21 protein-coding genes and 1 riboswitch are annotated in these 22,122 nt (G+C 70.5%); of the genes, 5 read left to right on the top strand and 16 right to left on the bottom strand.

Features of this window, described 5'->3' with window-relative positions:
* Positions 1 to 6: 6 nt before the first annotated feature.
* Positions 7 to 1,629: a GMC oxidoreductase gene (locus ACZ7GZ_RS10480; protein WP_471022681.1), complete on the bottom strand. Its 1,623-nt coding sequence runs from the start codon at positions 1,627 to 1,629 to the stop codon at positions 7 to 9.
* A gap of 67 nt (positions 1,630 to 1,696) precedes the next feature.
* Positions 1,697 to 2,839, bottom strand: coding sequence for a glycosyltransferase family 4 protein (locus tag ACZ7GZ_RS10475; RefSeq protein WP_471022680.1), 1,143 nt, complete (start codon positions 2,837 to 2,839; stop codon positions 1,697 to 1,699).
* Between the two features lie 120 nt (positions 2,840 to 2,959).
* Here ACZ7GZ_RS10475 and ACZ7GZ_RS10470 point away from each other — a divergent pair, with 120 nt between their 5' ends.
* Positions 2,960 to 4,195, top strand: coding sequence for a glycosyltransferase 87 family protein (locus ACZ7GZ_RS10470; RefSeq protein ID WP_471022679.1), 1,236 nt, complete (start codon positions 2,960 to 2,962; stop codon positions 4,193 to 4,195).
* 169 nt (positions 4,196 to 4,364) lie between these two features.
* Here the strand turns inward: ACZ7GZ_RS10470 and ACZ7GZ_RS10465 are convergent, their stop codons facing one another.
* The 5 genes from ACZ7GZ_RS10465 to ACZ7GZ_RS10445 all read right to left on the bottom strand — a co-directional run bounded on the left by ACZ7GZ_RS10465 (position 4,365) and on the right by ACZ7GZ_RS10445 (position 9,716).
* Positions 4,365 to 5,549, bottom strand: coding sequence for a hypothetical protein (locus ACZ7GZ_RS10465; protein ID WP_471022676.1), 1,185 nt, complete (start codon positions 5,547 to 5,549; stop codon positions 4,365 to 4,367).
* A gap of 28 nt (positions 5,550 to 5,577) precedes the next feature.
* Positions 5,578 to 6,603, bottom strand: a complete 1,026-nt coding sequence (locus ACZ7GZ_RS10460) for a C40 family peptidase (protein ID WP_471022675.1) — start codon at positions 6,601 to 6,603, stop codon at positions 5,578 to 5,580.
* A gap of 238 nt (positions 6,604 to 6,841) precedes the next feature.
* Positions 6,842 to 7,867, bottom strand: coding sequence for a C40 family peptidase (locus tag ACZ7GZ_RS10455; RefSeq protein ID WP_471022673.1), 1,026 nt, complete (start codon positions 7,865 to 7,867; stop codon positions 6,842 to 6,844).
* 220 nt (positions 7,868 to 8,087) lie between these two features.
* On the bottom strand, positions 8,088 to 9,431 hold the full coding sequence (locus ACZ7GZ_RS10450) for an NYN domain-containing protein (RefSeq protein WP_471022672.1): 1,344 nt from the start codon (positions 9,429 to 9,431) through the stop codon (positions 8,088 to 8,090).
* A gap of 45 nt (positions 9,432 to 9,476) precedes the next feature.
* On the bottom strand, positions 9,477 to 9,716 hold the full coding sequence (locus tag ACZ7GZ_RS10445) for a hypothetical protein (RefSeq protein WP_029382693.1): 240 nt from the start codon (positions 9,714 to 9,716) through the stop codon (positions 9,477 to 9,479).
* 150 nt (positions 9,717 to 9,866) lie between these two features.
* Between ACZ7GZ_RS10445 and ACZ7GZ_RS10440 the strand changes: the two genes are divergently transcribed.
* The 3 genes from ACZ7GZ_RS10440 (at position 9,867) to ACZ7GZ_RS10430 (ending at position 11,416) form a co-directional block, all read left to right on the top strand.
* Positions 9,867 to 10,610 carry a rhomboid family intramembrane serine protease gene (locus ACZ7GZ_RS10440; protein WP_471022671.1) on the top strand — a complete coding sequence of 248 codons (744 nt, stop codon included), beginning with the start codon at positions 9,867 to 9,869 and terminating at the stop codon, positions 10,608 to 10,610.
* Positions 10,607 to 10,888, top strand: a complete 282-nt coding sequence (locus ACZ7GZ_RS10435) for an Lrp/AsnC family transcriptional regulator (RefSeq protein ID WP_471022670.1) — start codon at positions 10,607 to 10,609, stop codon at positions 10,886 to 10,888. Before ACZ7GZ_RS10440 ends, ACZ7GZ_RS10435 begins: the two co-directional genes overlap by 4 nt.
* Before the next feature lie 348 nt (positions 10,889 to 11,236).
* On the top strand, positions 11,237 to 11,416 hold the full coding sequence (locus tag ACZ7GZ_RS10430; RefSeq protein WP_471022669.1) for a hypothetical protein: 180 nt from the start codon (positions 11,237 to 11,239) through the stop codon (positions 11,414 to 11,416).
* Positions 11,417 to 11,846: 430 nt separating this feature from the next.
* Here ACZ7GZ_RS10430 and ACZ7GZ_RS10425 read toward each other — a convergent pair whose 3' ends face one another.
* From ACZ7GZ_RS10425 to ctaE, 6 genes are all read right to left on the bottom strand, one after another.
* Positions 11,847 to 13,208: an aminotransferase class V-fold PLP-dependent enzyme gene (locus ACZ7GZ_RS10425; RefSeq protein WP_471022667.1), complete on the bottom strand. Its 1,362-nt coding sequence runs from the start codon at positions 13,206 to 13,208 to the stop codon at positions 11,847 to 11,849.
* Positions 13,209 to 13,367: 159 nt separating this feature from the next.
* Positions 13,368 to 13,484: riboswitch (SAM riboswitch) on the bottom strand.
* Between the two features lie 74 nt (positions 13,485 to 13,558).
* On the bottom strand, positions 13,559 to 14,623 hold the full coding sequence (trpD, locus tag ACZ7GZ_RS10420; protein WP_471022665.1) for an anthranilate phosphoribosyltransferase: 1,065 nt from the start codon (positions 14,621 to 14,623) through the stop codon (positions 13,559 to 13,561).
* Positions 14,624 to 14,741: 118 nt separating this feature from the next.
* On the bottom strand, positions 14,742 to 16,379 hold the full coding sequence (qcrB, locus tag ACZ7GZ_RS10415) for a cytochrome bc1 complex cytochrome b subunit (RefSeq protein ID WP_471022663.1): 1,638 nt from the start codon (positions 16,377 to 16,379) through the stop codon (positions 14,742 to 14,744).
* Positions 16,376 to 17,434, bottom strand: coding sequence for a cytochrome bc1 complex Rieske iron-sulfur subunit (qcrA, locus tag ACZ7GZ_RS10410; protein WP_471022661.1), 1,059 nt, complete (start codon positions 17,432 to 17,434; stop codon positions 16,376 to 16,378). Before qcrA ends, qcrB begins: the two co-directional genes overlap by 4 nt.
* Complete coding sequence (gene qcrC, locus ACZ7GZ_RS10405; RefSeq protein WP_471022659.1) at positions 17,431 to 18,243, bottom strand: cytochrome bc1 complex diheme cytochrome c subunit; 813 nt, start codon at positions 18,241 to 18,243, stop codon at positions 17,431 to 17,433. The genes qcrA and qcrC overlap by 4 nt, the downstream gene beginning before the upstream one ends.
* Positions 18,244 to 18,305: 62 nt before the next feature.
* The gene (gene ctaE / locus ACZ7GZ_RS10400; RefSeq protein ID WP_471022657.1) at positions 18,306 to 18,926 is read right to left on the bottom strand and encodes an aa3-type cytochrome oxidase subunit III; all 621 of its coding nucleotides are present in this window, start codon (positions 18,924 to 18,926) and stop codon (positions 18,306 to 18,308) included.
* Positions 18,927 to 19,092: 166 nt separating this feature from the next.
* Here ctaE and ACZ7GZ_RS10395 point away from each other — a divergent pair, with 166 nt between their 5' ends.
* The gene (locus ACZ7GZ_RS10395) at positions 19,093 to 19,494 is read left to right on the top strand and encodes a response regulator (protein ID WP_471022655.1); all 402 of its coding nucleotides are present in this window, start codon (positions 19,093 to 19,095) and stop codon (positions 19,492 to 19,494) included.
* Positions 19,495 to 19,601: 107 nt separating this feature from the next.
* Here the strand turns inward: ACZ7GZ_RS10395 and ACZ7GZ_RS10390 are convergent, their stop codons facing one another.
* The 3 genes from ACZ7GZ_RS10390 to ACZ7GZ_RS10380 all read right to left on the bottom strand — a co-directional run.
* A complete protein-coding gene (locus tag ACZ7GZ_RS10390) occupies positions 19,602 to 20,861 on the bottom strand; it encodes a L,D-transpeptidase (RefSeq protein WP_471022654.1) in 1,260 nt (419 codons plus the stop codon).
* A gap of 133 nt (positions 20,862 to 20,994) precedes the next feature.
* The gene (locus ACZ7GZ_RS10385; RefSeq protein WP_031166647.1) at positions 20,995 to 21,393 is read right to left on the bottom strand and encodes a cytochrome c oxidase subunit 4; all 399 of its coding nucleotides are present in this window, start codon (positions 21,391 to 21,393) and stop codon (positions 20,995 to 20,997) included.
* The coding region (locus tag ACZ7GZ_RS10380) for a cytochrome c oxidase subunit I (protein WP_471022653.1) at positions 21,390 to 22,122 on the bottom strand (733 nt) is incomplete at its 5' end. The genes ACZ7GZ_RS10380 and ACZ7GZ_RS10385, both read right to left, overlap by 4 nt.

The following is a 22,122-nucleotide window of genomic DNA, read 5'->3' as shown; positions in this document are numbered from 1 at the left end:
GTCGCCTCATGGCGCGGTGTCCTCGGCGAGGACCCGCGCCATCGTGCGTTCGGCGAGCGCGGTGATGGTGACGAAGGGGTTCACGCCGATGTTGCCGGGCACGAGCGAACCGTCGGTGACATAGAGGCGTCGATACCCCCTCACCCGGCCGTAGTCGTCGGTCGCCTTCCCGAGGACGCAGCCGCCGAGGGGGTGGTACGTGAAGTCGTCCGCGAAGACCTTGCTCGTGGAGCCGAACAGGTCGTAGCGGTAGATGGTCGCGTTGGCCAGGTTGATCCGGTCGAACAGCTTCTTGGCCATGCTCACCGACACCGCGCTCTGGGCGGCGCTCCAGCCGAGCTTCACCGCGCCCGAGGCGGAGTCGTAGGTGAAGGAGGCCCGTTCCGGGTTCTTGGTGATCGCCAGGTAGAGGCTGATCCAGTGCTCGAAGCCCATGGGCAGCGGGGCGATCTCGGCGAAGACCGGGTTGTCGGTGTTGGCCCAGTCGTCGATGCCCATCACCGGCATGGTGGCCTCGTTGGCGCCGACGGTGTCCCAGACGTGGTTGGCCCGGCCGAGCATGGTGTTGCCGTTGGTGCCCCAGCCCGCGCCCACCGCGGGGTTCAGGTCGGGCAGGGTGCCGGTGTCCCGGGCCCGGACGAGGAGTTCGGTGGTGCCGAGGCTGCCGCCGCCGAGGAAGAGATACGTGCAGCTGTACTGCCTGGTCTCGACGACCGCGCCGGTGGTGTCGATCCGGTCGGCGGTCAGGACGTACGACCCGTCGCCCGCCCGGCTGACCGACGTCACCTTCTCCAGGGTGTGGAGGGTGACGTTGCCGGTCCCGAGGGCGGCGGCCAGGTAGGTCTTGTCGAGGCTGCGCTTGCCGTGGTTGTTGCCGTAGATGACCTCGCCGGCGAGGGCGGACCGCGTGGCCGTACCGGCGGCTTCCTGCTGCATGTAGCCGAAGTCGTAGACGTTCGGCACGAAGGTGGTCTTCAGGCCCGCGTTGCCGGCGGCCTTCCGGGAGGTGCGGGTGAACCGGTACCACTCGGTGGACTCGAACCACGCCGGATCGATCGTGTTGACGCCGAGCATGGCGCGGGCGCGCGGGTAGTAGGTGCCGTACATCTCGTCGGCGTCCACGGTCGGGAACTGCTCGGTGAAGTAGGACTTCAGGGGCGTGACCGCCATCCCGCCGTTGACGAGGGAGCCGCCGCCCACGCCGCGGCCGACGTAGACGGACATGTTGTCGTAGTGCACGCGGTCCAGGGCGCCGGGGTAGGGGCCGATGTCCTTGTTGACCACGTCCAGCCACAGGAAGGTGGCGAGCGGGGCCTCGGTGCGGGTGCGGAACCACATGGAGCGCTGGTCGGGGGCGGTCGTGGAGCAGAAGATCCTGCCGTCGCTGCCGGTGGTGTTCCACAGGCGGCCCATTTCGAGGACGAGGGTGCGCAGGCCTGCCTGGCCGAGGCGGAGGGCGGCCACGGCGGCGCCGTAGCCGGAGCCGACGACTATCGCCAGCGCGTTTTCGACCGTGTCGGGCTCGGTGGCCTTGGCTGACTGGAGTCCTATACGGGTGAAACCGAGGGCAGCCGCTGTCTGCAGCGCTGCCATACCGAGTATGTGACGTCGCGTCAGCTGACGTCTCATCAGGTTTGGTGTCATGCGCGCAGCATGGGCGGATTTTCCGGTTCCGCCAAGGGGACGAGCGTTTGCCCTACAGCAAGTTCTTGAGCCGCTCGGCGAGCAGGTCCCAGCGCCACTTCTCCTCGACCCACTGGCGGCCTCGCTCGCCCATGCGGCGGCGCAGGCCGGGATCGGCCAGCAGGGGCACGATGCGGTCGGCGGCCTCCTCGGGGGAGCCGCCCCTGACGACCCAGCCGGTCTCGCCGTCCAGGACCGCGTCCGGCGCCCCGCCCGAATCCCCCGCCACCACCGGCAGACCGGTCGCCGAGGCCTCCAGGTAGACGATGCCCAGGCCCTCCACGTCCAGACCGCCCCGGCGGGTACGGCAGGGCATGGCGAAGACGTCGCCGGCACCGTAGTGGGCGGGGAGTTCGGACCAGGGGACGGCGCCGGTGAAGCACACGGAGCCGCCCACACCGGTCTCGGCCGCCATCCGCCGCAGATCGCGCTCGTACGGCCCGCCGCCCACGATCAGCAGGACGGTGTCCGGCTCGGCGGCGAGGATGCGGGGCATGGCCTGGATGAGGGTGTCCTGCCCCTTGCGCGGGACCAGACGGGAGACGCAGACCACGACCGGGCGGTCGGTGAGTCCCAGGCGGGCGCGGATCTCGTCGCCGCCGGAGTCGGGGTGGAAGGTCTTCTCGTCGACGCCGGGCGGCAGCTGGACCATGCGGCTCGCGGCCTGCGGGGTGAGCGCGGTGGCGATGCGGGAGCGGGTGTACTCGCCGAGATAGGTGAGCGTGTCCGTCGAGTCGCCGATCCGGCGCAGCAGCTGCCGGGCGGCGGGCAGCTGGGCCCAGCCGGCCTCGTGGCCGTGGGTGGTGGCCACCAGCCGCCCGGCGCCGGCCTTGCGCAGGGCCGGGGCCATGAGGCCGAGCGGGGCCGCCGCGCCGAACCACACCGAGGTGCAGCCGTGCTCGCGCAGCAGCCGCACCGCCCGCCGGGTCGCCTGCGGCGTCGGCAGCAGCATGGTCGTACGGTCGCGTACGACGGTGAAGGGCTGCTCGGCGTCGAAGGCGGCGGTGGCCTCGACGCCCTCCCGGCCGCGCTTCCAGGTGGAGGCGTAGACGACCAGCCGGCCGGGGTCCAGGCGGAGGGCCATGTTGTGCAGGAAGGCCTGGATGCCGCCCGGCCGGGGCGGGAAGTCGTTGGTGACGATGAGGGTCTTGTGCATCGCCGCCGACCCTACCCAATGGTCCGGGCGCGGCCGAGTCTGTGGCAGGCGCACAGCCGGGCAGGACATCATGGTCCGCGACGCGTCCATCGAAGCGGAAGTCGAACGGCAGGGGAGCACGTGGAGACGAAGGGCACCGCGCGGTCCCTGGTATGGCTGCTCGCGACCTGGGGCGTCACCCGGGTGGTACTGCTGCTGTTCGTCTTCGGCGTGTACGCCTTCCCGGGCCCGGACGTCACCTCGGACGTGTCGGTGATCTACCGCGGCTGGTACGAGGTACTGCGTCAAGGAACGTTTCCGCTGGACGATGTGACCTGGCAGTACCCGCCGGCCGCCGCCCTGGCGGTCCTCTCCCCGGCCGTCCTGCCCTTCCTGTCCTACGCGCACGCCTTCTTCGTGCTGGCGTTCCTCGCCGACGCGGTCGTGCTCGCGCTGCTGCTGGGTCCGGGCCGGCGCCCCGGCCGGTCGCCGCGCGGCGCCTGGGTGTGGGCGGCCGGCGCGCCGCTGCTCGGCCCGACGGTGTACGCACGCTACGACGTGATGGTGACCGCGGTGGCCGTGGCGGCGCTGGCCGCCGGGGCCCGGCGGCCACGGGTGATGGGCGCGCTGGCCGCGTTCGGGGCGCTGCTGAAGGTGTGGCCCGCGCTGCTGCTGGTCGGGGCCGTGCGGCGGCGGGCGTGGGCGTCGGCGGCGGTGACGGGGACCGGCCTGACGGCGCTGTTCGCGGTGTCCGTGCCGGGCGCCTTCGCCTTCCTGACGTTCCAGCGGGAGCGGGGCACCGAGGTGGAGTCGCTGGGCGGCCTGGTCTTCCATGTGGCCCGGTACTTCGGCTGGCCGGGCGAGGTGCTGCTGAACTACGGCTCGGTCGAGTTCGTCGGCCCGTACGTGGAGCAGGTCAGCGCGGCGGCGCTGGCGTTGACCGGGGCCGCGTTCGGCTGGCTGCTGCTGTGGCGGCTGCGTGCGGACCTGACGGCGCCGCACACGCTCGCGGACGCGGCCTTCAGCGCCGTCCTGCTGTTCACGGTCACCAGCCGGGTGATCAGCCCGCAGTACCTGGTGTGGCTGATCGGCCTGGCCGCGGTCTGTGTGTCGTACCGGGCGAGCCGGATGGGGGCGCCCGCCCTGATGGTGGTGGCCGCGTCCTTCGTGACGGTTCTGGAGTTCCCGCTCGGCTTCTCGCACGTGGTGGTGAGCGACCGCTACGGCGTCCTGCTGATGGCGGTGCGCAACGGCCTGCTGGTCGTGGCCTCGCTCTCGGCGGTTCGCCGGCTGTGGCGCTCGACGGTGCCCCCGGCCCCCGCCACGCCCGTGCCGCCCCGGCCCGTCCGGCCCCGGCGGACCCCGGTCTCCTCCTGACTCGGCCGGCGCGCACCGGGGAGACCTCGGTGCCCTCCCGCTCCCCCGGCCCGCCGCAGCAGCGCCTTGCGCTCCCCCGCCGCCCTCGGTCACCGACCACGTCCGCTTCCACACCCTCCTGGCTTTCCTGCGGCGCAGGGTGGGCCTCCTTCGGACGCGGTCGGGGCGCTCAGCCGAGCTGCGCCCTGACGTAGGCGCGCCACCGCTCGGTGAACGCCCCCGGCGTGGTGCCGAGCACCTTCTTCAGGGCGTCCTCGACGGCACCGGCCCGCTTGCCGTGGGCGCCCACGGCGCGGTAGAAGGCGCCGAGCCGGGCCGCGCCCCAGTGGGCCGCGATCATCCGGCAGGCCAGCCAGCCGCTCTCGTAGGCCTGCGCCAGCTCGGCCGGTTCGCTGGTGAAGCCGAAGTCCTTGTCGGAGGGCAGTTCCATGGGCGCGTGACCGTCCTGGACGGCGCGGGTCAGTTCCGGCGCGGCCTCGGTGGGGGTGCGGCCGGTGCCGAGATAGCCGATCCAGTCCGCGTAGCCCTCGGAGAGCCACAGCGGGGTGGCGGCGGTGGTCTGCGCGCGGGTGGCCACGTGGGTGGTCTCGTGGGTGAGCACCACCTGCTTGCCGGTGTCGCCGAGGACGGCGTACGCCTCCGGGTTGACGACCACCCGGTCCGCGGGCGCCCGGCCGGACCCTCCCGCCTCACCGGTGGTGACGGCCGCGATGCCCCGGTAGTTGGCGGCGGGCGAGCCGAGCAGTCCCCCCATGTCCTTCAGGGACCGCGGGACGAGGACGACGACATGGCGGCTCCAGCCGGTGCCCCAGGCCCGGGAGACGGCCGGGACCGCACGGTCGGCGAGGGTCGCGTAACCGCTCAGCCCGGCGGCCGTCAGGCCGGTGCCCAGCACCAGGCTGTGCGCGCCCTTCACGGCGGTCACCGGACCCTGGTCCCAGAGCTGCTGCCCGGTGCCCGTCGCGGGCCTGTCGGAGGTGACGTACCACTTGCCGTCGGCGGTGCGGCCGAGGGTGAGGGTGCGGCGGACGTCGACCGGGGCCTTGTCGTACCCGGCGACGCGGTAGTCCAGGTCGGCGTCGGCGGTGGCACCGGAGGGGGTGCGGCGCACAGCAGTGACCTGGTAGCTCCAGGAGGCCAGCGGGAGGGCGCGCAGCCGGGTGTACCCGCTCCGGACGCCCGTCGCGTCGTACGCCGTCTCGTCGTGGCCGAGGAGGGCGGCCGAGCGCCGGTCGAGCAGGTGCTGCACCTCGGTACGGGCCGCGTCGGTCCCCGTGCCGCCACACCCGGTCGGGGACAGCAGCAGACCGAGGCACACGGCCCCGATGCTCCACCCCCGTCTGCGACCAGCCATTTCCCGATCGTAACGGCGAGCGGCGCGGTCAGGGCCGGGTCACCGACGAGATCGGCATCATCCCGACCGGGTCGTAGCGCACCGCCGCTCCCGGATAGGGCGCGTGGATGACCTGGCCGTTGCCGACGTACATCCCGACGTGGCTGGCGTCGGAGCGGTAGACCACCAGGTCGCCGGGGCGGGCCTCGGACAGCGGGATCTGCCGGCCGGCGAAGCGCTGCTCCTGCGAGGTGCGCGGCAGCTGGATCCCGGCGTGCGCGTACGACCACTGCATCAGGCCCGAACAGTCGAAGCCCCCCGGGCCGTTGGCGCCCCACACATACGGGCGGCCGAGAGCGGAGCGGGCGGCGGCCACCGCGGCTGCGGCTCGGGCGTCGGGGAGGACGGCACCGGTCAGGTCGGGCAGGTGCAGGTCGAGGCGGTCGGGGCCGTCGGAGCGCGACGCCCGGTCGTAGGCGGCCCGGTCGGCGGCGGGCATCGAGTTGAGCACCTGCCGGGCCTTGGCGAGCTTGGTCTCCACGGTCCGCTTGTGCGCGGCCACCGCTCTGCGGCTCTTCTCCAGCGTGCCGAGCCTGCCGGCCGCCTCGGCGCGCTCCTGGGTGAGGTCCCGCAGCGCGGTGCGCAACTCCCGCAACCTGCCGGCCTGCTGGGCGCCGATGCGGTCGAGGGTGGACGCCTTGTCGAGATAGTCGTCGGGGTCGTCGGAGAACAGCAGCGCGACGGCCGGGTCGAGGGCACCCGCGCGGTACTGGGCGCCCGCCAGCGAACCGAGCTGCTCGCGCAGGCCGTTGATGCGCTGCTGCAGCCGCGCGACGCGGTCCTGGGACTCGCGCACCTCGCGGCGCAGCGTGCCCTCCTGCTCCTGGGCCTTGTCGTAGGCCTGGGTCGCCCGCTCGGCCTCCTGGTAGAGACGGTCCACCTCGGCACGGGTGTCGCCGCGCGGCGCGGCGTGCGCCGGTACGGCGCCGAGTGCGGCGGCCGCGGCCGACAGCACGCACAGGGCGGTGGCGCCCCGGTCGAATCCGGACGAGGCAAGGCGGCGATGAGACCCCACGGCAGTCCTTCTGCTGGCGGACGGATACCGCTCCCCCGGCGCCTGGGGACGGGGAGGCCCCGGCGCCGGGGAAACGCGGCAGACAGTAGCCGCAGGGAAGGGCGCCGAGCCAAGCCGGTGGCGGCACAAAACGGCACCGCCCCGCCCCTGACGCAGGTCATGGGCGGGGCGTGGAGTCAGCCTCGGTCCGTGGGATTCGCCCGTTCGGACGTCACCGTGTGCGGGTGTCGCGGTTGTCTCAGACCCGGACGCCGAACTGGAACGGCATGTCGGCCATCGCCTCGTAGCGGACCACGGCACCGGTGTGCGGGGCGTGCAGCACCTGGCCGTTGCCGGCGTAGAGGCCGACGTGGTGCAGGTCGCCGTAGAAGAACACCAGGTCGCCGACCTGAAGCTGGCTCATGGAGAGGTGGGGGCCGATGTTCGCCTGCGCCTCGGAGGTGCGCGGGATGGAGACGCCGGCCTGGGCATAGGCCCAGGAGGTCAGGCCCGAGCAGTCGAAGGAGGACGGTCCGGTGGCGCCGTAGACGTAGGGCTTGCCGATCTGGCTCTGGGCGGCGGAGAAGGCCGCCCCGGCGCGGCCGGAGGCCGGCGGGGTGTCACCCAGGTTCGCCCGCTCGCTGGAGGAGCGGTCGGCGCGCTGCTGCTGCGCGGCCAGGTCCGCCTTCTCCTTGGCCGTCAGGGTGTTGAGGAGCTTCTGCGCGTCGGCGAGCTTGCCCTGGACTTCCTTCTTCTTGTTCTCCAGCTCGGTGCGCGTGGAGGAGAGGTCCTTGAGCTTCTCGGTGGCCTCGGCCCGCTCCTGGGCGAGTTCGCGCTGTTTGTCCTGAATCTTCTTCAGTGCGTCGACCTGCTGGGCGCTCAGCTGGTCGAGGGTGGAGGCCTTGTCGAGGAAGTCGTCCGGGTTGGACGACAGGAAGAGCTGGACCGAGGGGTCGATGCCGCCCGAGCGGTACTGCGAGGTGGCCAGCGAACCCAGGCCGTCGCGGAGCTTGTTGAGGTCCTGCTGGCCCCGGGCGACATTGTCCTGGATCGTGGATATTTCCTTCTGCAGCTTCTGCTGCTTCTCCTTCGCCCCGTTGTACTTCTCGGTGGCCTGCTCGGCCTCCTCGTACAGCTTGTCGACCTTGGCCTTCACCTGGTCCTTGCTGAGCTTCGGCGCGGCATTGGCGGCATTCGCGCTCAGGACGACGGCTGCGGCGGCTGCGGTGGTCAGCACGGTCACGCGGGCGCGACTCTGCTGCTTGGGTCGACGGTGGGACGCCACGGAGGACGAACTCCTTCTTGTGAGTGAGTGAGTGATCACCCGTTCGGAGGTTCGAGCCCAGACCCTAGTGACCCAGTTGTGATCAGTTCAAATCCTCTCACCAGAAAATCCCATCACGCAATGCATTCTTTGCACAGAACTCACATGGGGTGATGTGCGGTTGACACAACGTCGCGTGACGATACGGCCAATTCGGGCATTACGTATGCCCGTTGGACCTTCAGGACAGTCGCTTGAGAAGCACCGCGGACGCGACCGGTCGGGCACCCGCCTTGGCGACCCCGTCGGCCACCTCCCGGTCGGTGGAGGCGACGATGACCGGACGGCCCGGCGGCTCCGCGCGCACGAGCTGGCGGATCAGTTCGTCGGCCGTGACCCCCGGCTTGGAGAACAGCACCCTGACCCCGCGCGGCGGCGCGAGCAGCACCGGGGCCGCCAGCTCGGCGCCGTCGAAGACACACGTCACCTCGGCGCCGGTCTGGGCGGCGAGCGCCGACAGCTGGCCGAGCAGCCTGAGCCGCTGCTTCTCCAGCGGCATCTGCGGATAGCCGGTCTTGGTGACGTTGTAGCCGTCGACCACCAGATGCGCCTGCGGCAGTGCGAGCAACTGGTCGAGGATGGCCGGATCGTGCTCGGACAGGGCGCGCGCCGCGATGTCCTTCGGGGTCATTCGTCCCGGTTCGACCGCGTCGACCGTCTCGGCGGGCCGCACGGACACCGGAGGCAGGGCGAGTTCACGGCGCAGCCCCTGGGTGGCCTCCAGCAGGGTGTCCAGCAGCAGCCGCACCCGCATGTCCTCCACGCTGCGGCCCTCGCGGGCCGCACGGCGGGTGGCCTCCAGCGCGGCCTCCGCCTCACCCAGGCGGGCCTTGAGCCGGCGGGACTCGCTCTCGGCGGTCGACACCTGCCGGTGCGCCTCCGCGCGCACGGCGTCGATCTCGCCCTGCGCCTTGCGCAGCGCGGCCTCGCCCCGCTTCACATCGCTGAGGGCGGCACGCAGCTTACGGTGAAGTGATTCGGCTTCCTTCTTGGCCGACTCCAGCTCCGTGCGCAGCCGTTCGGTCTCGGCGCGGGTGTGGTCACGGGCCTGGGCGAGCTCGCCGCGCAGCCGCTCCAGTTCGGCCCGGCTCTCCTCGTCCGCCCGCTCGGCGTCGGCGCGCTGGGCCTCCTCGCCGGCCGCGGTGACCAGCTTCACCCAGCCGGACGGGCGCAGTACATAGGCCGCGGCCGCCACGTCGAGCGGGTCCGCGGCCGGGGGCGGGGAGCCGGAGTCGAGAGCACCGGCGAGTTCCGGCTGAGCCTCTCTGAACTTCTCCCCGATCCGCTGCCGGAAGAGCGGATCGGTCTCCAGCGCCGCCGCCATCGCGTTCCCGGCGAACTTCGCGCGGCGATTGGGGGCGAACCGGGCGTACTGTCTCAACTGGGCGGGCAGTTCCACCACGGTCAGCCCGCCGAAGCCGTCCGAGACGATCTGCACGACCCGACGGCGCACGCCGTCGGGCAGCGGACGGTCAAGCACCTCAGCGGTGCCGTCGCCCGGCCCCCCGCCTGTGGTCTCCACCATCCGTCACACCCCACTATGTCTGCTACTTCTCCGGGGCCGCTCCGCTCAGGAGCCGGCACCCGGCCTGTCCACGAGTTCCACCTGGTCCACCGCGTTGCACCAGCGGCAGCGCACCGACTCGATGGTCTCACTGACCACCTCGCGCTCCTCCACCGTCGGCTCGCCCGCCAGGTCGAGGTGGACGTACTCGACGACCTTCGAGGAACGCGTCACGTCGAACCGGGTGAGGTTGCCGCACAGGGCGCAGCGCCATCGGGTCGTCGCGGTCGGCAGGGGAACCGTCATCGTGGCTGTCCGCTTCCTTCTCGTCTCGCCGCGCCGCCGGCCGACGCGTGTGGCCGTAACCCTACGGCCTGCCGGGGACTCGCCGCCCGTCCATCCACGGCGGCGAGGCGGTCTGTCGGCTTGCGTCCCGTTACGTCATGCTCTGTGTTCATGATCAGCGAGTGGAGCACGGCGGCCGGCAGGGCCCTCAGAGCGGTCCGGAGCGCACCGGCACCCATGACATACGCCCTCATCGGCCTGTGCTGTCTGCTCTTCGTCCTGGGTCCGGCCTCGGGGCTCGCCCCGGGATACGGCTCCGGGGACGCGCTGCTCGCCGCACAGCGGGCGTACTTCCGGCGCTGGGGCGTGGTGCCGGCCGAGCTGTTCGCCAGGCCGGCACGCGCGGCCCTCACTCCTGCCACGGCCCTGTTCGTGCACGGCAGCTGGGTGCATCTGCTCGGCAACATGCTCTTCCTCTTCGTCTTCGGCGTGATGACCGAGGAACGGATGGGCCAGGTCGAGTTCACCCTCTTCTACGTCGGCTGCGGCTACCTGGCCCTGCTGGGCTACGCGGCCGCCAACGCCGCCTCCGGGCAGTCGCTGGTCGGCGCGTCCGGGGCGATCTCGGCGGTCCTCGGAGCGTTCCTCTACCTGTTCCCACGCGCCCGCGTGACCAGTCTTCTGCCCTTCCTGTTCTTCCTGCCGCTGCGGTTCCCGGCGTGGGTCGTGCTGCCCTTCTGGGCGGCGCTGCAGTGGGCGGCGGCACGGCAGGCCTCCAACGGCCCCGGGGTGGCGTATCTGGCCCACCTGGTCGGCTTCGGTCTGGGCTTCGGCTACGCATGGGTGCGCTACGGCCGTACAGCTAGAGTGAGGTCCGCCCCAGCTCCGGCACCCGAGGGAGAGAACCAGCCGTGATCACCGCGATCGTCCTCATCAAGACCAGCGTGGACCGGATCCCCGAAATCGCGGAACAGATCGCCGCGCTGGAGAGCGTCAGCGAGGTCTTCTCGGTCACCGGCACCTACGACCTGATCGCCATGGTCCGGGTCGGCCGGCACGAGGACCTGGCCGAGATCATCCCCGGCCGGATCAGCAAGATCCCCGGCGTGGAGGCCACCGACACGCACGTCGCGTTCCGCACGTACTCCCAGCACGACCTGGAGGCCGCGTTCTCGATCGGTCTGGACAACTAGGAGCGCCGCTCAGTCGGTGACCGCGACGCGCCGGTCACCCCCGGCGCCGTGGCCCAGGGCCGACGTCACAGGGCGAGCACCTGGTCCGGGACGGGCCCGAGACCCGGAAACCCCGGCGCGGCGTGGCCGAGTCGGTGAACAGGGTGGTGCCCGCCTCCCGCTACGACGGAAGTGCTGGCGGATCCGACCGGGGACGGTCGGCGCCCCAGCGGCGCGGTCCGCCCGCGTCCGCGCTGCCGAGGGAAACGAGCACCTCGCCGCCGAGCAGGACGTTCCCGCGCGGGGAGTCGCGGCAGATCGTGTGCGGGACGTCGTCGCACGTCGTCGCACGTCGTCGCAAGTGCCGACGTGGGCGACGGAACCGTCCCGGGACACCGCGCGGCAGGGGCGGCCGTCCGGAGCACCGAGGCCGCCGACGTCGTACTTGCGGCGCAGGACGGCGGACGAGCCGGCTCCGTCGACGGCGGGGAACGCGCTCCCCGTCCGCACGGCCCGCCGCACCCGTCCCACCCGGGGCGGGTGCTGTGACGCAGGCACTCCGCGGTGAAGCCGGCCTCCGCGCCCACCTCCGCCGCACCGGCGACTCAGCGGCGCCTCGCGCAGACGGGCCGACGCTGGCCGCCGTGCGCGGGCCCGCGCAGGGAGCCGCATGGCGATCCAGCAGGGGCAGGTGCCGTGACGCAAGGACTCGCATGAAGCCAGCCGCACCGGCTGCTCGGCGGCGCCTCGCGCAGGCAGGCCGACGCTGGGCGCTATGCGCGGGCCCGCGCAGGGAGCCGCATGGCGATCCAGCAGGGGCAGGTGCCGTGACGCAAGGACTCGCGTGAAGCCAGCCGCACCGGCTGCTCAGCGGCGCCTCGCGCAGACGGGCCGACACTGGCCGCCGTCGCGGGCCCGCGCGGCGGAGGCGCGTGTCGATGCGGGCGCGGCCCCCTGGGGCGCTGCCGCTCGGGCCGGCTCAGACCGCCGGGACGCAGCGGCCGTCCTCCGTCCTGTACGTCCACTTCGCGCCCTCGGCCACCAGTTCCCTGACCGCGGTGACGAAACGCTCGACGTGTTCGTCGGGGGTGCCCGCGCCGAAGCTGACGCGGATGGCGTTGAGGGACTTCTCGCCCGGGGCGGCCTCGGGGGCGCCGCATTCGCCCTGGGTCTGGGGGTCGCTGCCGAGGAGGGTGCGCACCAGCGGGTGGGCGCAGAAGAGGCCGTCGCGGACGCCGATGCCGTACTCGGCGGAGAGCGCCGCGGCGAAGTGGGAGCTGTTCCAGCCCTCGACGACGAAGGAGATGACGCCGACCCGCGGGGCGTCGTCGCCGAAGAGGGACAGCACCTTCACCTGCGGGACCTCGGCGAGGCCCGCGCGGACCTCGGCGATCAGCTGCTGTTCGCGGGCGACCAGGGTGTCCCAGCCGGCCTCGGTGAGCGCCTTGCAGGCCGATGCGATGGAGTAGGCGCCGATCACGTTGGGTGACCCCGCTTCATGCCGCGCGGCGCTCTCGTGCCACTCCACGTCCACACCGCCGTCCTGACGCCGGGTCACCTTGCGGCTGGCGCCGCCGCCCGCGAGGTACGGCTCGGCCGCGCGCAGCCAGTCGGCGCGGCCGGCCAGGACACCGGAGCCGAAGGGGGCGTACAGCTTGTGACCCGAGAAGGCGACCCAGTCGACGTCCAGGTCGCACACGGACACGGGGTGGTGGGGGGCCAGTTGGGCGGCGTCCAGGACGATGCGGGCGCCGTGCGCGTGCGCCGCCGCCGCCAGTTCGCGTACCGGCCACAGTTCGCCGGTGACGTTGGAGGCGCCGGTGACGCAGACCAGGGCCGGGCCGTGGGGGTCGCGGTCGGCGAGGGCGCGCTCCAGGGTCTCGACGGCCTGCTGCGGGGTGCGCGGGGCGTCGAGGCAGGTGACCTTCGCGTCCTGCCAGGGCAGCAGGGAGGCGTGGTGCTCGGTCTCGAAGACGAAGACCTGGCAGCCGGCGGGGAGGGCGCGGGCCAGCAGGTTCAGGGAGTCGGTGGTGGACCGGGTGAAGATCAGCTGGTCGTCGGTCCGGCAGTCCAGGAACTCCGCGACCGTCCTGCGGGCGGCCTCGAACAGGTCGGTGGAGAGCTGGGAGAGGTAACCGGCGCCACGGTGGACGCTGCCGTAGTAGGGGGCGTAGGCCGCGACGTCGTCCCAGACACGCTGGAGGGCGGGGGCGCTGGCCGCGTAGTCGAGGGCCGCGTAGGTGACCTCGCCGCCGGTGACGAGCGGGACGGTGACATCCCTGCCCAGGACGGACAAAGGCGCACAAACGGACTGGTCGGCGGCAGCGGTGAAGACGGACATGGGGAACTCCCGTGAGGAACATACGCCCGAAGGCGCAGGAAGAAGAGAAAAGGGTGTGCGGAGGCGGGGCTCAGCGGCCCTATCGCATTCGCTTGCTCACGGAAGACTCCCTCGAACGACCAGGACCCCTGGCCCCACACTTCTCAAAAGCGTGCGAGGGGTCCGCGCTTGCCGTAGACCTCGCTGCCTACGGCCTGGTCTTCACCCGGGGCACCCCGCCACGGACGGAGGGTTGCCGGACAGTCGGCCGGGGCCTCATGACTGTCACTCATGACCTGGTCTGGAACGTACGTGAAGTGATCGCGGTCCCGCAACCCGTGTCCGCATCGCGGGACCGCCCCCCGCGCGTCTCAGGCGTTGCTGGCCGCCACCCAGCGGTCCAGTGTCCGCTTCGCCGCCCCGGAGTCGATGGACTGCGCCGCCCGGTCCATCCCGGCCCGCAGCTGCTCGGCCAGCGGCGCGTCCGTCGGACGCAGCGCGACGAGCGCCGCCGCCGAGTTCAGCAGCACCGCGTCCCGTACGGCCCCCGTCTCACCGTCGAGCAGGCGGCGGGCGACCTCCGCGTTGTACGACGCGTCCGCGCCGCGCAGGGCCTCCACGGGGACGAGGTCGAGGCCGACGTCCCTCGGGTCGAAGGACTCCTCGGCGACCTTGCCGTCCCGGACCACCCACACCCGTGAGGTGGCGGTCGTGGTCAGCTCGTCCAGGCCGTCGTCACCGCGGAAGACCAGGGAGGAGTTGCCGCGCTCGGCGAGGACACCGGCCACGATGGGCGCCATCCGCGGATCCGCCACGCCGACGGCCTGGGACCGCACCTTCGCGGGGTTGGTCAGCGGGCCGAGCACGTTGAAGGTCGTGCGGATGCCCAACTGGCCGCGTGCCGCGGCCACGTGGCGCAGCGCCGGGTGGAACTTCACCGCGAAGCAGAAGGTGATCCCGGCCTCTTCGGCGACCTGCGGGACCCGCTCCAGCGGGAGGTTCAGATTGACGCCCAGCTTCTCCAGCACGTCCGACGCACCCGACGCCGAGGACGCGGCCCGGTTGCCGTGCTTGACGACCTTCGCCCCGGTGCCGGCGACGACGATCGACGACATCGTGGAGATGTTCACCGTCTTGGCACCGTCACCGCCCGTACCGACGATGTCGACGGCCGGCCCCGGCACCTCGATCACGTTCGCGTGCTCGTACATCGCGCGCACGAGCCCGCTGATCTCCTCCACCGTCTCGCCCTTGGCGCGCAGCGCCACGGCGAATCCCGCGATCTGCGCGTCCGTCGCCTCTCCGCGCATGATCCGGTCCATGGCCCATGCCGTGGCGTCCGCGCTCTGGTCGCGGCCCTCCAGCAGGGCGTTCAGCACCTCGGGCCAGGAACGGCCCGCCGCGGTGTCGCCTCCAGCGGGGGTCACAGCGCTCATCAGCCGCTCCTGGTGTCGTGAGAACAGTGTGATCCCACCCTATCCAGCCGCGGGCACGGCGAAGGGCCCCGTCCGAAACCCGGACGGGGCCCTTCAGTGTGGCGTGGCGACGCGGGGATCAGTGGTGGCCGTGGCCGCTCGTGATCTCCTTGTACTCCTCGACGGTCGGCTTCGGGATCTGGTTGTCCTCGCCGTAGTAGGCGTTGGACAGCTTCGCCCGGAGCTTCTCCGAGACCGGGACCTTGCGCTCGACACCGTTCTCGTCGACCGTCGGGCCGATCTCGGCCGGCGCGTACTGGTGGTGAGCCGTGAGGGTGTGCAGCTGCTCCTGGCTGAGCGACTCGTGCACCTCGATGAACTCACCGTGCGGCAGGCGCTTGATGATGCCGGTCTCGCGGCCGTGCAGCACCTTGTCGCGGTCGCGGCGCTGCAGGCCGAGGCAGATCCGCTTGGTGACGATGAACGCGACGACCGGTCCGACGAAGAAGCCGATCCGGACGAACCAGGTGACGGCGTTGATCGACAGGTGGAAGTGGGTGGCCCACAGGTCGTTGCCACCGCCGACCAGGCCGATCATGTAGACCGTCACCCAGGCGACACCGAACGCGGTGCGGGTCGGGGCGTTGCGCGGGCGGTCCAGGATGTGGTGCTCGCTCTTGTCGCCGGTGACCCAGGACTCGATGAACGGGTAGACCGCGATCGCCGCCAGGACGAGACCGAAGAGCACCAGCGGGATGAACACGCCCAGGACGAGCGTGTGACCCCAGAAGTTGATCTCCCAGCCCGGCATGTAGCGGACCAGACCCTCGGCGAAGCCCATGTACCAGTCGGGCTGGGCGCCGGTGGACACCTGGTCCGGACGGTAGGGGCCCATGGCCCAGATCGGGTTGATCTGGGCGACCGCCGCGATGGCCGCGATGGCACCGAACACCAGGAAGAAGAAGCCTCCGGCCTTGGCCATGTAGACCGGCAGCAGCGGCATGCCGACGACGTTCTTCTCGGTCTTCCCGGGACCCGCGAACTGCGTGTGCTTGTGGTAGAAGACCAGGATCAGGTGCGCCACCACCAGGCCGAGCATGATGCCCGGCAGCAGCAGGATGTGGATCGAGTAGAACCGGGCGACGAAGTCGTGGCCGGGGAACTCTCCGCCGAAGAGGAACATCGAGATGTACGTGCCGACGATCGGCATCGACAGGATCGCGCCCTCGGTGAAGCGCACACCGGTGCCGGAGAGCAGGTCGTCCGGGAGCGAGTAACCGGTGAAGCCGGTGAACATGCCGAGGACGAACAGCAGGAAGCCGAACAGCCAGTTGATCTCACGCGGCTTGCGGAACGCGCCGGTGAAGAACACGCGCATCATGTGCACGAACATGCCGGCGAGGAAGATCAGCGCGGCCCAGTGGTGGATCTGCCGGACGAGCAGACCACCGCGCACGTCGAAGGAGATGTGCAGGGTCGAGTTGAACGCCTCGGACATCAGCTGCCCCTGGAGCGGGACATAGCTGCCGTGGTACTCCACCTCGTTCATCGACGGGTGGAAGAACAGCGTCAGATAGACACCCGTCAGGATGATGATGATGAAGCTGTAGAGGCAGACCTCGCCCAACATGAACGACCAGTGGTCGGGGAAGATCTTGCGCATGTTGGACTTGGCCAGGGAGTAGATCCCGAGCCGGCCGTCGGCCCAGTCGGCGACCCGCTCGCCGGCCGGTGCCTTCCCGCGAGAGCGGGGCGTCTTGTTCGCTGCAGTACTCATCCGCGCTCCCAGAATGCAGGACCGACGGGCTCCTCGAAGTCGCCGAGCGCCTGGAGGTAACCCTCGCTGTCCACACCGATGCGCAGCTGCGGCAGGGCGTGGCCGGCGGGGCCGAAGATCACTCGGGCGCCGTCGGAGAGGTCGAAGGTGGACTGGTGGCACGGGCACAGCACGTGGTGCGTCTGCTGCTCGTACAGCGAGATCGGGCAGCCGACGTGGGTGCAGATCTTGGAGAAGGCGACGATGCCCTCGTGCGACCAGTCGAGCTCTTGCTTGTCCTTGATGTTGCCCGGCTGCAGCCGGACGATCATCAGGGCCGACTTGGCGATCTCGTTCTGGAAGTCCTCATCGGTCTCCACCAGGCCGTCGGGCATGGCGAAGGTGAGGGAGCCGACGGCGACGTCCTCGGGACGCAGCGGCTGGGCGGTGTTCATGTTGATCAGGCGCTTGCCCTTGGCCCACAGCGTGTGCCGGAGCATGGTCCCGGGCTTCGGGCCCAGGCCGCCGAGCAGCATGACGCCGGAGAGCGGCACCAGGGCCATCGCGCCGAACATGGTGTTGCGGATCAGCTTGCGGCGGCCGAGCGCCGACTCCTTGGCACCCTGGCGGAAGTCCGCGTGGACCTTCGCGCGGACCTCGGGCGAAGCCTCGATCGGGTGACGGTCGTCCGCGACCTCCACGTCGGACATCAGGGTGCGGGCCCAGTGGACCGCGCCCGCACCGATGCAGAACAGCGCCGCGCCGAGGGTCAGCCCCAGCGCGAAGTTCAGCGCGTTGATGTGCCCGATCGGGAAGACGAAGATCGCCTTGTCGTGCGGGATCGCGAAGTACGCGGCGATGAAGCCGACGGTGGCCAGCATCGACACCGTGAACAGCAGGGCGACCATGCGCTCGGACCGCCTGGCGGCCCGCTCGTCGATGTCCTGGATCCGGTGCTCGTGAGGCGGCAGCCCCGGGTCCGCGAACGGGTTCTCCTCGTCCGCGATCCCTACCGCGCCGTGCGCGTGGTCCTGCTCAGCGGGCAGGTTCTCTTCTGGAATGTCTTGGCTACTCATGACTTCTTGGCCTTTGCGGTCCGAGCGGCGACCCAGACGGCGACCGCGATCAGCGCGCCCAGGCCGAAGATCCAGGCGAACAGACCCTCACTGACCGGCCCGAGGCCGCCCAGCTCCAGACCGCCCGGGTTCTCCGTCTCGCTGCTGTTGACCGCGTTCAGGTACGCGATGATGTCCTTCTTGTTCTTCTCCGACATCGTGGTGTCGGGGAAGGACGGCATGTTCTGCGGGCCCGTCTGCATGGCCTCGTAGATGTGCTTGGGAGCGACACCTTCCAGGCTCGGCGCGTACTTGCCCTTGGTCAGGGCGCCGCCCTTGCCGGTGAAGTTGTGGCACTGCGCGCAGTTGGTGCGGAACAGCTCGCCGCCCCTGGCGATGTCCGCGCCGTCCGGGCCGTACTGCTCCTTGGTCGGCACGTTCGGGCCGGCGCCCAGCGAGGCGATGTACGCGGCGAGCTGGTCGATCTGCGTCTGGTTGTAGACGACCTTCTTGCGCGGGACCTGGGCGCCCTGCGAGGTGGCCGCGGGCATACGGCCGGTGCCGACCTGGAAGTCCACGGCCGCGGCGCCCACGCCGACCAGGCTGGGCCCGTCGGAGGAGCCCTGGCCACCGGTGCCGTGGCAGCTGGCGCAGCCGACCTCGTAGAGCTTCTTGCCCTCCTTGATGGTCAGGGACTGGGCGGAATCATCGGCCTGCGCCGTGCCCGCGGGCGCGAACGCGGCGTACAGCCCCCCAGTGGCCGCCAGCGCGAGGAGTAGGACGACGACCGCCGCCAGCGGATGGCGTCGTCGTACGGAGAGCTTTTTCACGGATTACCCCGGTGTCAGGATCTTCTGCGTCGGTGCTTCTGGATGTGCGGGAGCCGGTCCCGCTACTTGATCAGGTAGATCGTGGCGAAGAGGCCGATCCAGACCACATCGACGAAGTGCCAGTAGTAGGACACGACAATGGCGGCGGTCGCCTGCTCGTGGGTGAACCTCTTGGCCATGTACGTGCGGCCGAGGACCAGCAGGAAGGCGATGAGGCCGCCCGTCACGTGCAGGCCGTGGAAGCCGGTGGTCAGGTAGAACACCGAGCCGTACGGGTCGGAGGACAGCGAGATGCCGTCCTTCCTCACCAGCTCCGTGTACTCGTAGATCTGACCGCCGATGAAGATCGCACCCATGATGAAGGTGAGGATGAACCAGCCACGGAGCTTCTTCACATCGCCGCGCTCGGCCGCGAACACGCCGAGCTGGCAGGTGAGGGAGGAGAGCACCAGGATCGTGGTGTTCGTCGCGGAGAAGGGCACGTTCAGCGCGTGCGCCATCTCCTTCCAGTGGTCCGGTCCGGTCACCGACCGGAGGGTGAAGTACATCGCGAAGAGGGCCGCGAAGAACATCAGCTCGGAACTCAGCCAGATGATGGTTCCGACGCTGGTGAGGTTCGGCCGGTTGACCGACGGGTGCGCGTGCCCGGTTTCTACTGTCGTTGCTGTCGCCACGACCGACATTATGTCGGTCGCTTATCCCGCCCTCACTCCGGGGGGTGCCGTTCGGAGTGTTGCTGCCCGCCGAACCGGTGTTGACGTGGTGTTCATGGGGACTTCGACGGGAGTAAGCTCCGCCCGAACGGCCCTGACCGTCCCGTCCGTACGACGCTGACGTCCCGGAGGAACAATGCAGCCGACCGCCACGGTGCTGGTCTACAGCGACGACTCCAACACCCGCGAACACGTGCGGCTGGCCTCCGGCCGCAGGCCGGCTCCCGACGTCCCCCTGGTCGAGTTCGTGGAGTGCGCGACGCCCGAGGCGGTGCTGCGCGAGCTGGGGCACGGGGGCATCGATGTGTGCGTGCTGGACGGTGAGGCCGTGCCGATGGGGGGCATGGGGGTGTGCCGGCAGATCAAGGACGAGGTCTTCAACTGCCCGCCGGTGCTGTTGCTGATGGGGCGGCCGCAGGATGCGTGGCTGGCCACGTGGAGCCGTGCTGATGCCGCGGTCACCCTGCCGGTGGACCCGGTGGAGTTCGCCGCGGCGCTGGCTGCGCTGTTGCGGCAGAAGCGGTTGGTGGGCGCCTAGGAGCTCGGGGCGCGGGGTTCGTGCCCGAGTGCCGGTCCGTCGTGGCCTGTCGCGTCCACGCGGCGGCAGCCGCACATCAGACACAGCCCCGCGCCCCTTCGTGGCGCTCACACCGCCGTCGGCCGGAGGCGTACCGCGTCCTGCGGGGTCGGGCCGTCGGGGGTGCCGTTGGTCAGGGCGCTGCCCGTGAGCCACTTCTTCCAGTCGACGTTCCAGTCGCCGAAGCCGTTGCCGAAGGGTTCCATCGGGTCGCCGTTGGAGTTGATGACCCTGATGACGTCGCCCTCGTGGATGTGGTCGAAGAACCACTCGGCGTTGCCGGTGCTCATCCCCGTGCAGCCATGGCTGACGTTCGCGTAGCCCTGTGAGCCCACGGACCAGGGTGCGGCGTGGACGTACTCGCCCGACCAGGTGACCCGGGTGGCGTAGTAGACCGGCAGGTCGTACGAGTCGGAACTGCCCTCGGCGATGCCGACGGTGACCCCGCGCATCCGTACGAAGTACTGCTTCTCCAGGACGACCTTGACTCCGTTGCGGGTCTCGTAGCCGGGCTTGCCGGTGGTGACGGGCACCTGGTTGATCACCTTGCCGTTCTCGAAGAACGTCAGCTGGTGCGCCGAGGCGTCCGTGACGGCCTCGATCCTCTCCCCCGTGGTGATCCTCAGCGGCTTGGACCTGCCGCCCCACAGCCGGTCGCTGATCCGGACGCCGTCCAGGTTGCTGTGCACCTGGATGAGGGCGTGAGTGGGCCAGTACTCCTTGGGGCGGTAGTGGAGTTCCTTGTTGCTCACCCAGTACCAGGAGCCCGGCACGGCCGGCGTGGAGTCCACCCTGAGGGCCCGTTCCACGACGGCCCGCTGCGCCCTGTCCCTGACCTCCTGGTCGAGTTGGGCGGTGATGGGCTGTCCCACGCCGTACTGGCCCGCGTCCGGCCCGAAGGTGACGTTCAGACGCTTCTTGCCGCTGGGCTTGGTGGTGTCGAACGAGTAGACCTTGCGGCCCGGCGCGCCGTCGTCGTCCTCGGTGCTCACCGTGACCGTGTAGTGGGCGTTGGCGGCCAGCGGGGAGGTGCTGTGCCAGCGGCTGCCGTCGGCGGTGAGTTCGCCCGTCACATAGCGTCCTGTGGAGTCCTGGGCGGTCACGTCGGTGATGCGCCCCTCATCGTCCACGGTGACTTCGAGGGGCTTGTCGGGGTCGGCCCGCTTGCCCGCGTCGGCGGGGCCGTTGAAGGAGATCAGGTCCGCCGCGTCGTACGGCTTGGCCGACAGGGGGTTGCCGTCCGAACCGCAGGCGGCGAAGCCCGCGCCGAGGACGGTCACCAGCAGGGCGCAGCTGACGACGGTGCGGGTCCGCGGAGTGTGGTTCATATGATCACGCTATGAGACGCCGACTCCGCTGGCGCGGCAGGTAATCCGTACGAGTCATCGACACTACGGCAGACGCCGGAAGCCCGGACCCTCCTGATGGAGTGTCCGGGCTTCCGGCGTGCGCTCTCGTGTGCTACTGGGTGCGGTTCTCACCGTGGTAGTACTCGAACACCCAGCCGAACAGACCGATCACGATGAACGGGGCGGAGAAGTAGATCAGCCACCAGCCGACCGCGATGCTGAGGAAGGCGATCGCACCGCCGAAGCCCAGCATGAGCGGCTGCCAGCTGTGCGGGCTGAAGAAGCCCAGCTCGCCCGCGTCGTCCGCGACATCGGCCTCCTTGTCGTCCTGGGCGCCCGCGTCGACCCGCCGGGCGGTGAAGCCCAGGTAGAAGCCGATCATGACGCTCAGGCCGAAGGCCAGGAAGAGTGCGGTGGTACCGGCCGGCTCCTTCGACCACACGCCATACACGATGGCCATGATCAGGATGAAGACGCTCAGCCAGATGAACATCCGACCCTGGATCTTCACTTGCCGGCCTCCTTGCTGCCCGCGATGGCGGTGCCGTGACCGGCGTACTCGAGCTGCTCGAGCGCGGCGATCTCAGGGTGGTGCAGGTCGAACGCCGGGGATTCGCTGCGGATCCGCGGCAGGGTGACGAAGTTGTGCCGCGGCGGCGGGCAGGACGTCGCCCACTCCAGCGAACGGCCGTAGCCCCACGGGTCGTCGACGTTCACCGGCTTGCCGTACTTGGCCGTCTTCCAGACGTTGTAGAGGAACGGCAGGATCGACAGGCCGAGCAGGAACGAGCTGATCGTCGAGATCGTGTTCAGGGCGGTGAAGCCGTCGGCCGCCAGGTAGTCGGCGTACCGGCGCGGCATGCCCTCGGCACCCAGCCAGTGCTGGACCAGGAAGGTGCCGTGGAAGCCGATGAACAGCGTCCAGAAGGTGATCTTGCCGAGGCGCTCGTCCAGCATCTTGCCGGTCATCTTCGGCCACCAGAAGTGGAAGCCGGAGAACATCGCGAAGACGACCGTGCCGAAGACGACGTAGTGGAAGTGGGCCACCACGAAGTAGGAGTCGGAGACGTGGAAGTCCATCGGCGGCGAGGCCAGGATGACGCCGGTCAGACCACCGAACGTGAAGGTGATCAGGAAGCCGACCGCCCACAGCATCGGTGTCTCGAAGGACAGCGAGCCCTTCCACATGGTGCCGATCCAGTTGAAGAACTTCACACCGGTCGGTACGGCGATCAGGAAG

The sequence above is a fragment of the Streptomyces sp. NPDC037288 genome, from assembly GCF_055603265.1.
The sequence above is the reverse complement of the archived record's forward strand: the minus strand, read 5'-3'. Positions and strand labels throughout refer to the sequence as shown.

Excerpts from the sequence above, each read along its gene's own strand:
- ACZ7GZ_RS10480 (WP_471022681.1), bottom strand. The coding sequence starts at position 1,629 with ATGAGACGTCAGCTGACGCGACGTCACATACTCGGTATGGCAGCGCTG.
- ACZ7GZ_RS10475 (WP_471022680.1), bottom strand. The coding sequence starts at position 2,839 with ATGCACAAGACCCTCATCGTCACCAACGACTTCCCGCCCCGGCCGGGC.
- ACZ7GZ_RS10465 (WP_471022676.1), bottom strand. The coding sequence starts at position 5,549 with ATGGCTGGTCGCAGACGGGGGTGGAGCATCGGGGCCGTGTGCCTCGGT.
- ACZ7GZ_RS10450 (WP_471022672.1), bottom strand. The coding sequence starts at position 9,431 with ATGGTGGAGACCACAGGCGGGGGGCCGGGCGACGGCACCGCTGAGGTG.
- ACZ7GZ_RS10445 (WP_029382693.1), bottom strand. The coding sequence starts at position 9,716 with ATGACGGTTCCCCTGCCGACCGCGACGACCCGATGGCGCTGCGCCCTG.
- ACZ7GZ_RS10440 (WP_471022671.1), top strand. The coding sequence starts at position 9,867 with ATGATCAGCGAGTGGAGCACGGCGGCCGGCAGGGCCCTCAGAGCGGTC.
- ACZ7GZ_RS10425 (WP_471022667.1), bottom strand. The coding sequence starts at position 13,208 with ATGTCCGTCTTCACCGCTGCCGCCGACCAGTCCGTTTGTGCGCCTTTG.
- trpD (WP_471022665.1), bottom strand. The coding sequence starts at position 14,623 with ATGAGCGCTGTGACCCCCGCTGGAGGCGACACCGCGGCGGGCCGTTCC.
- qcrB (WP_471022663.1), bottom strand. The coding sequence starts at position 16,379 with ATGAGTACTGCAGCGAACAAGACGCCCCGCTCTCGCGGGAAGGCACCG.
- qcrA (WP_471022661.1), bottom strand. The coding sequence starts at position 17,434 with ATGAGTAGCCAAGACATTCCAGAAGAGAACCTGCCCGCTGAGCAGGAC.
- ctaE (WP_471022657.1), bottom strand. The coding sequence starts at position 18,926 with ATGTCGGTCGTGGCGACAGCAACGACAGTAGAAACCGGGCACGCGCAC.
- ACZ7GZ_RS10395 (WP_471022655.1), top strand. The coding sequence starts at position 19,093 with ATGCAGCCGACCGCCACGGTGCTGGTCTACAGCGACGACTCCAACACC.
- ACZ7GZ_RS10390 (WP_471022654.1), bottom strand. The coding sequence starts at position 20,861 with ATGAACCACACTCCGCGGACCCGCACCGTCGTCAGCTGCGCCCTGCTG.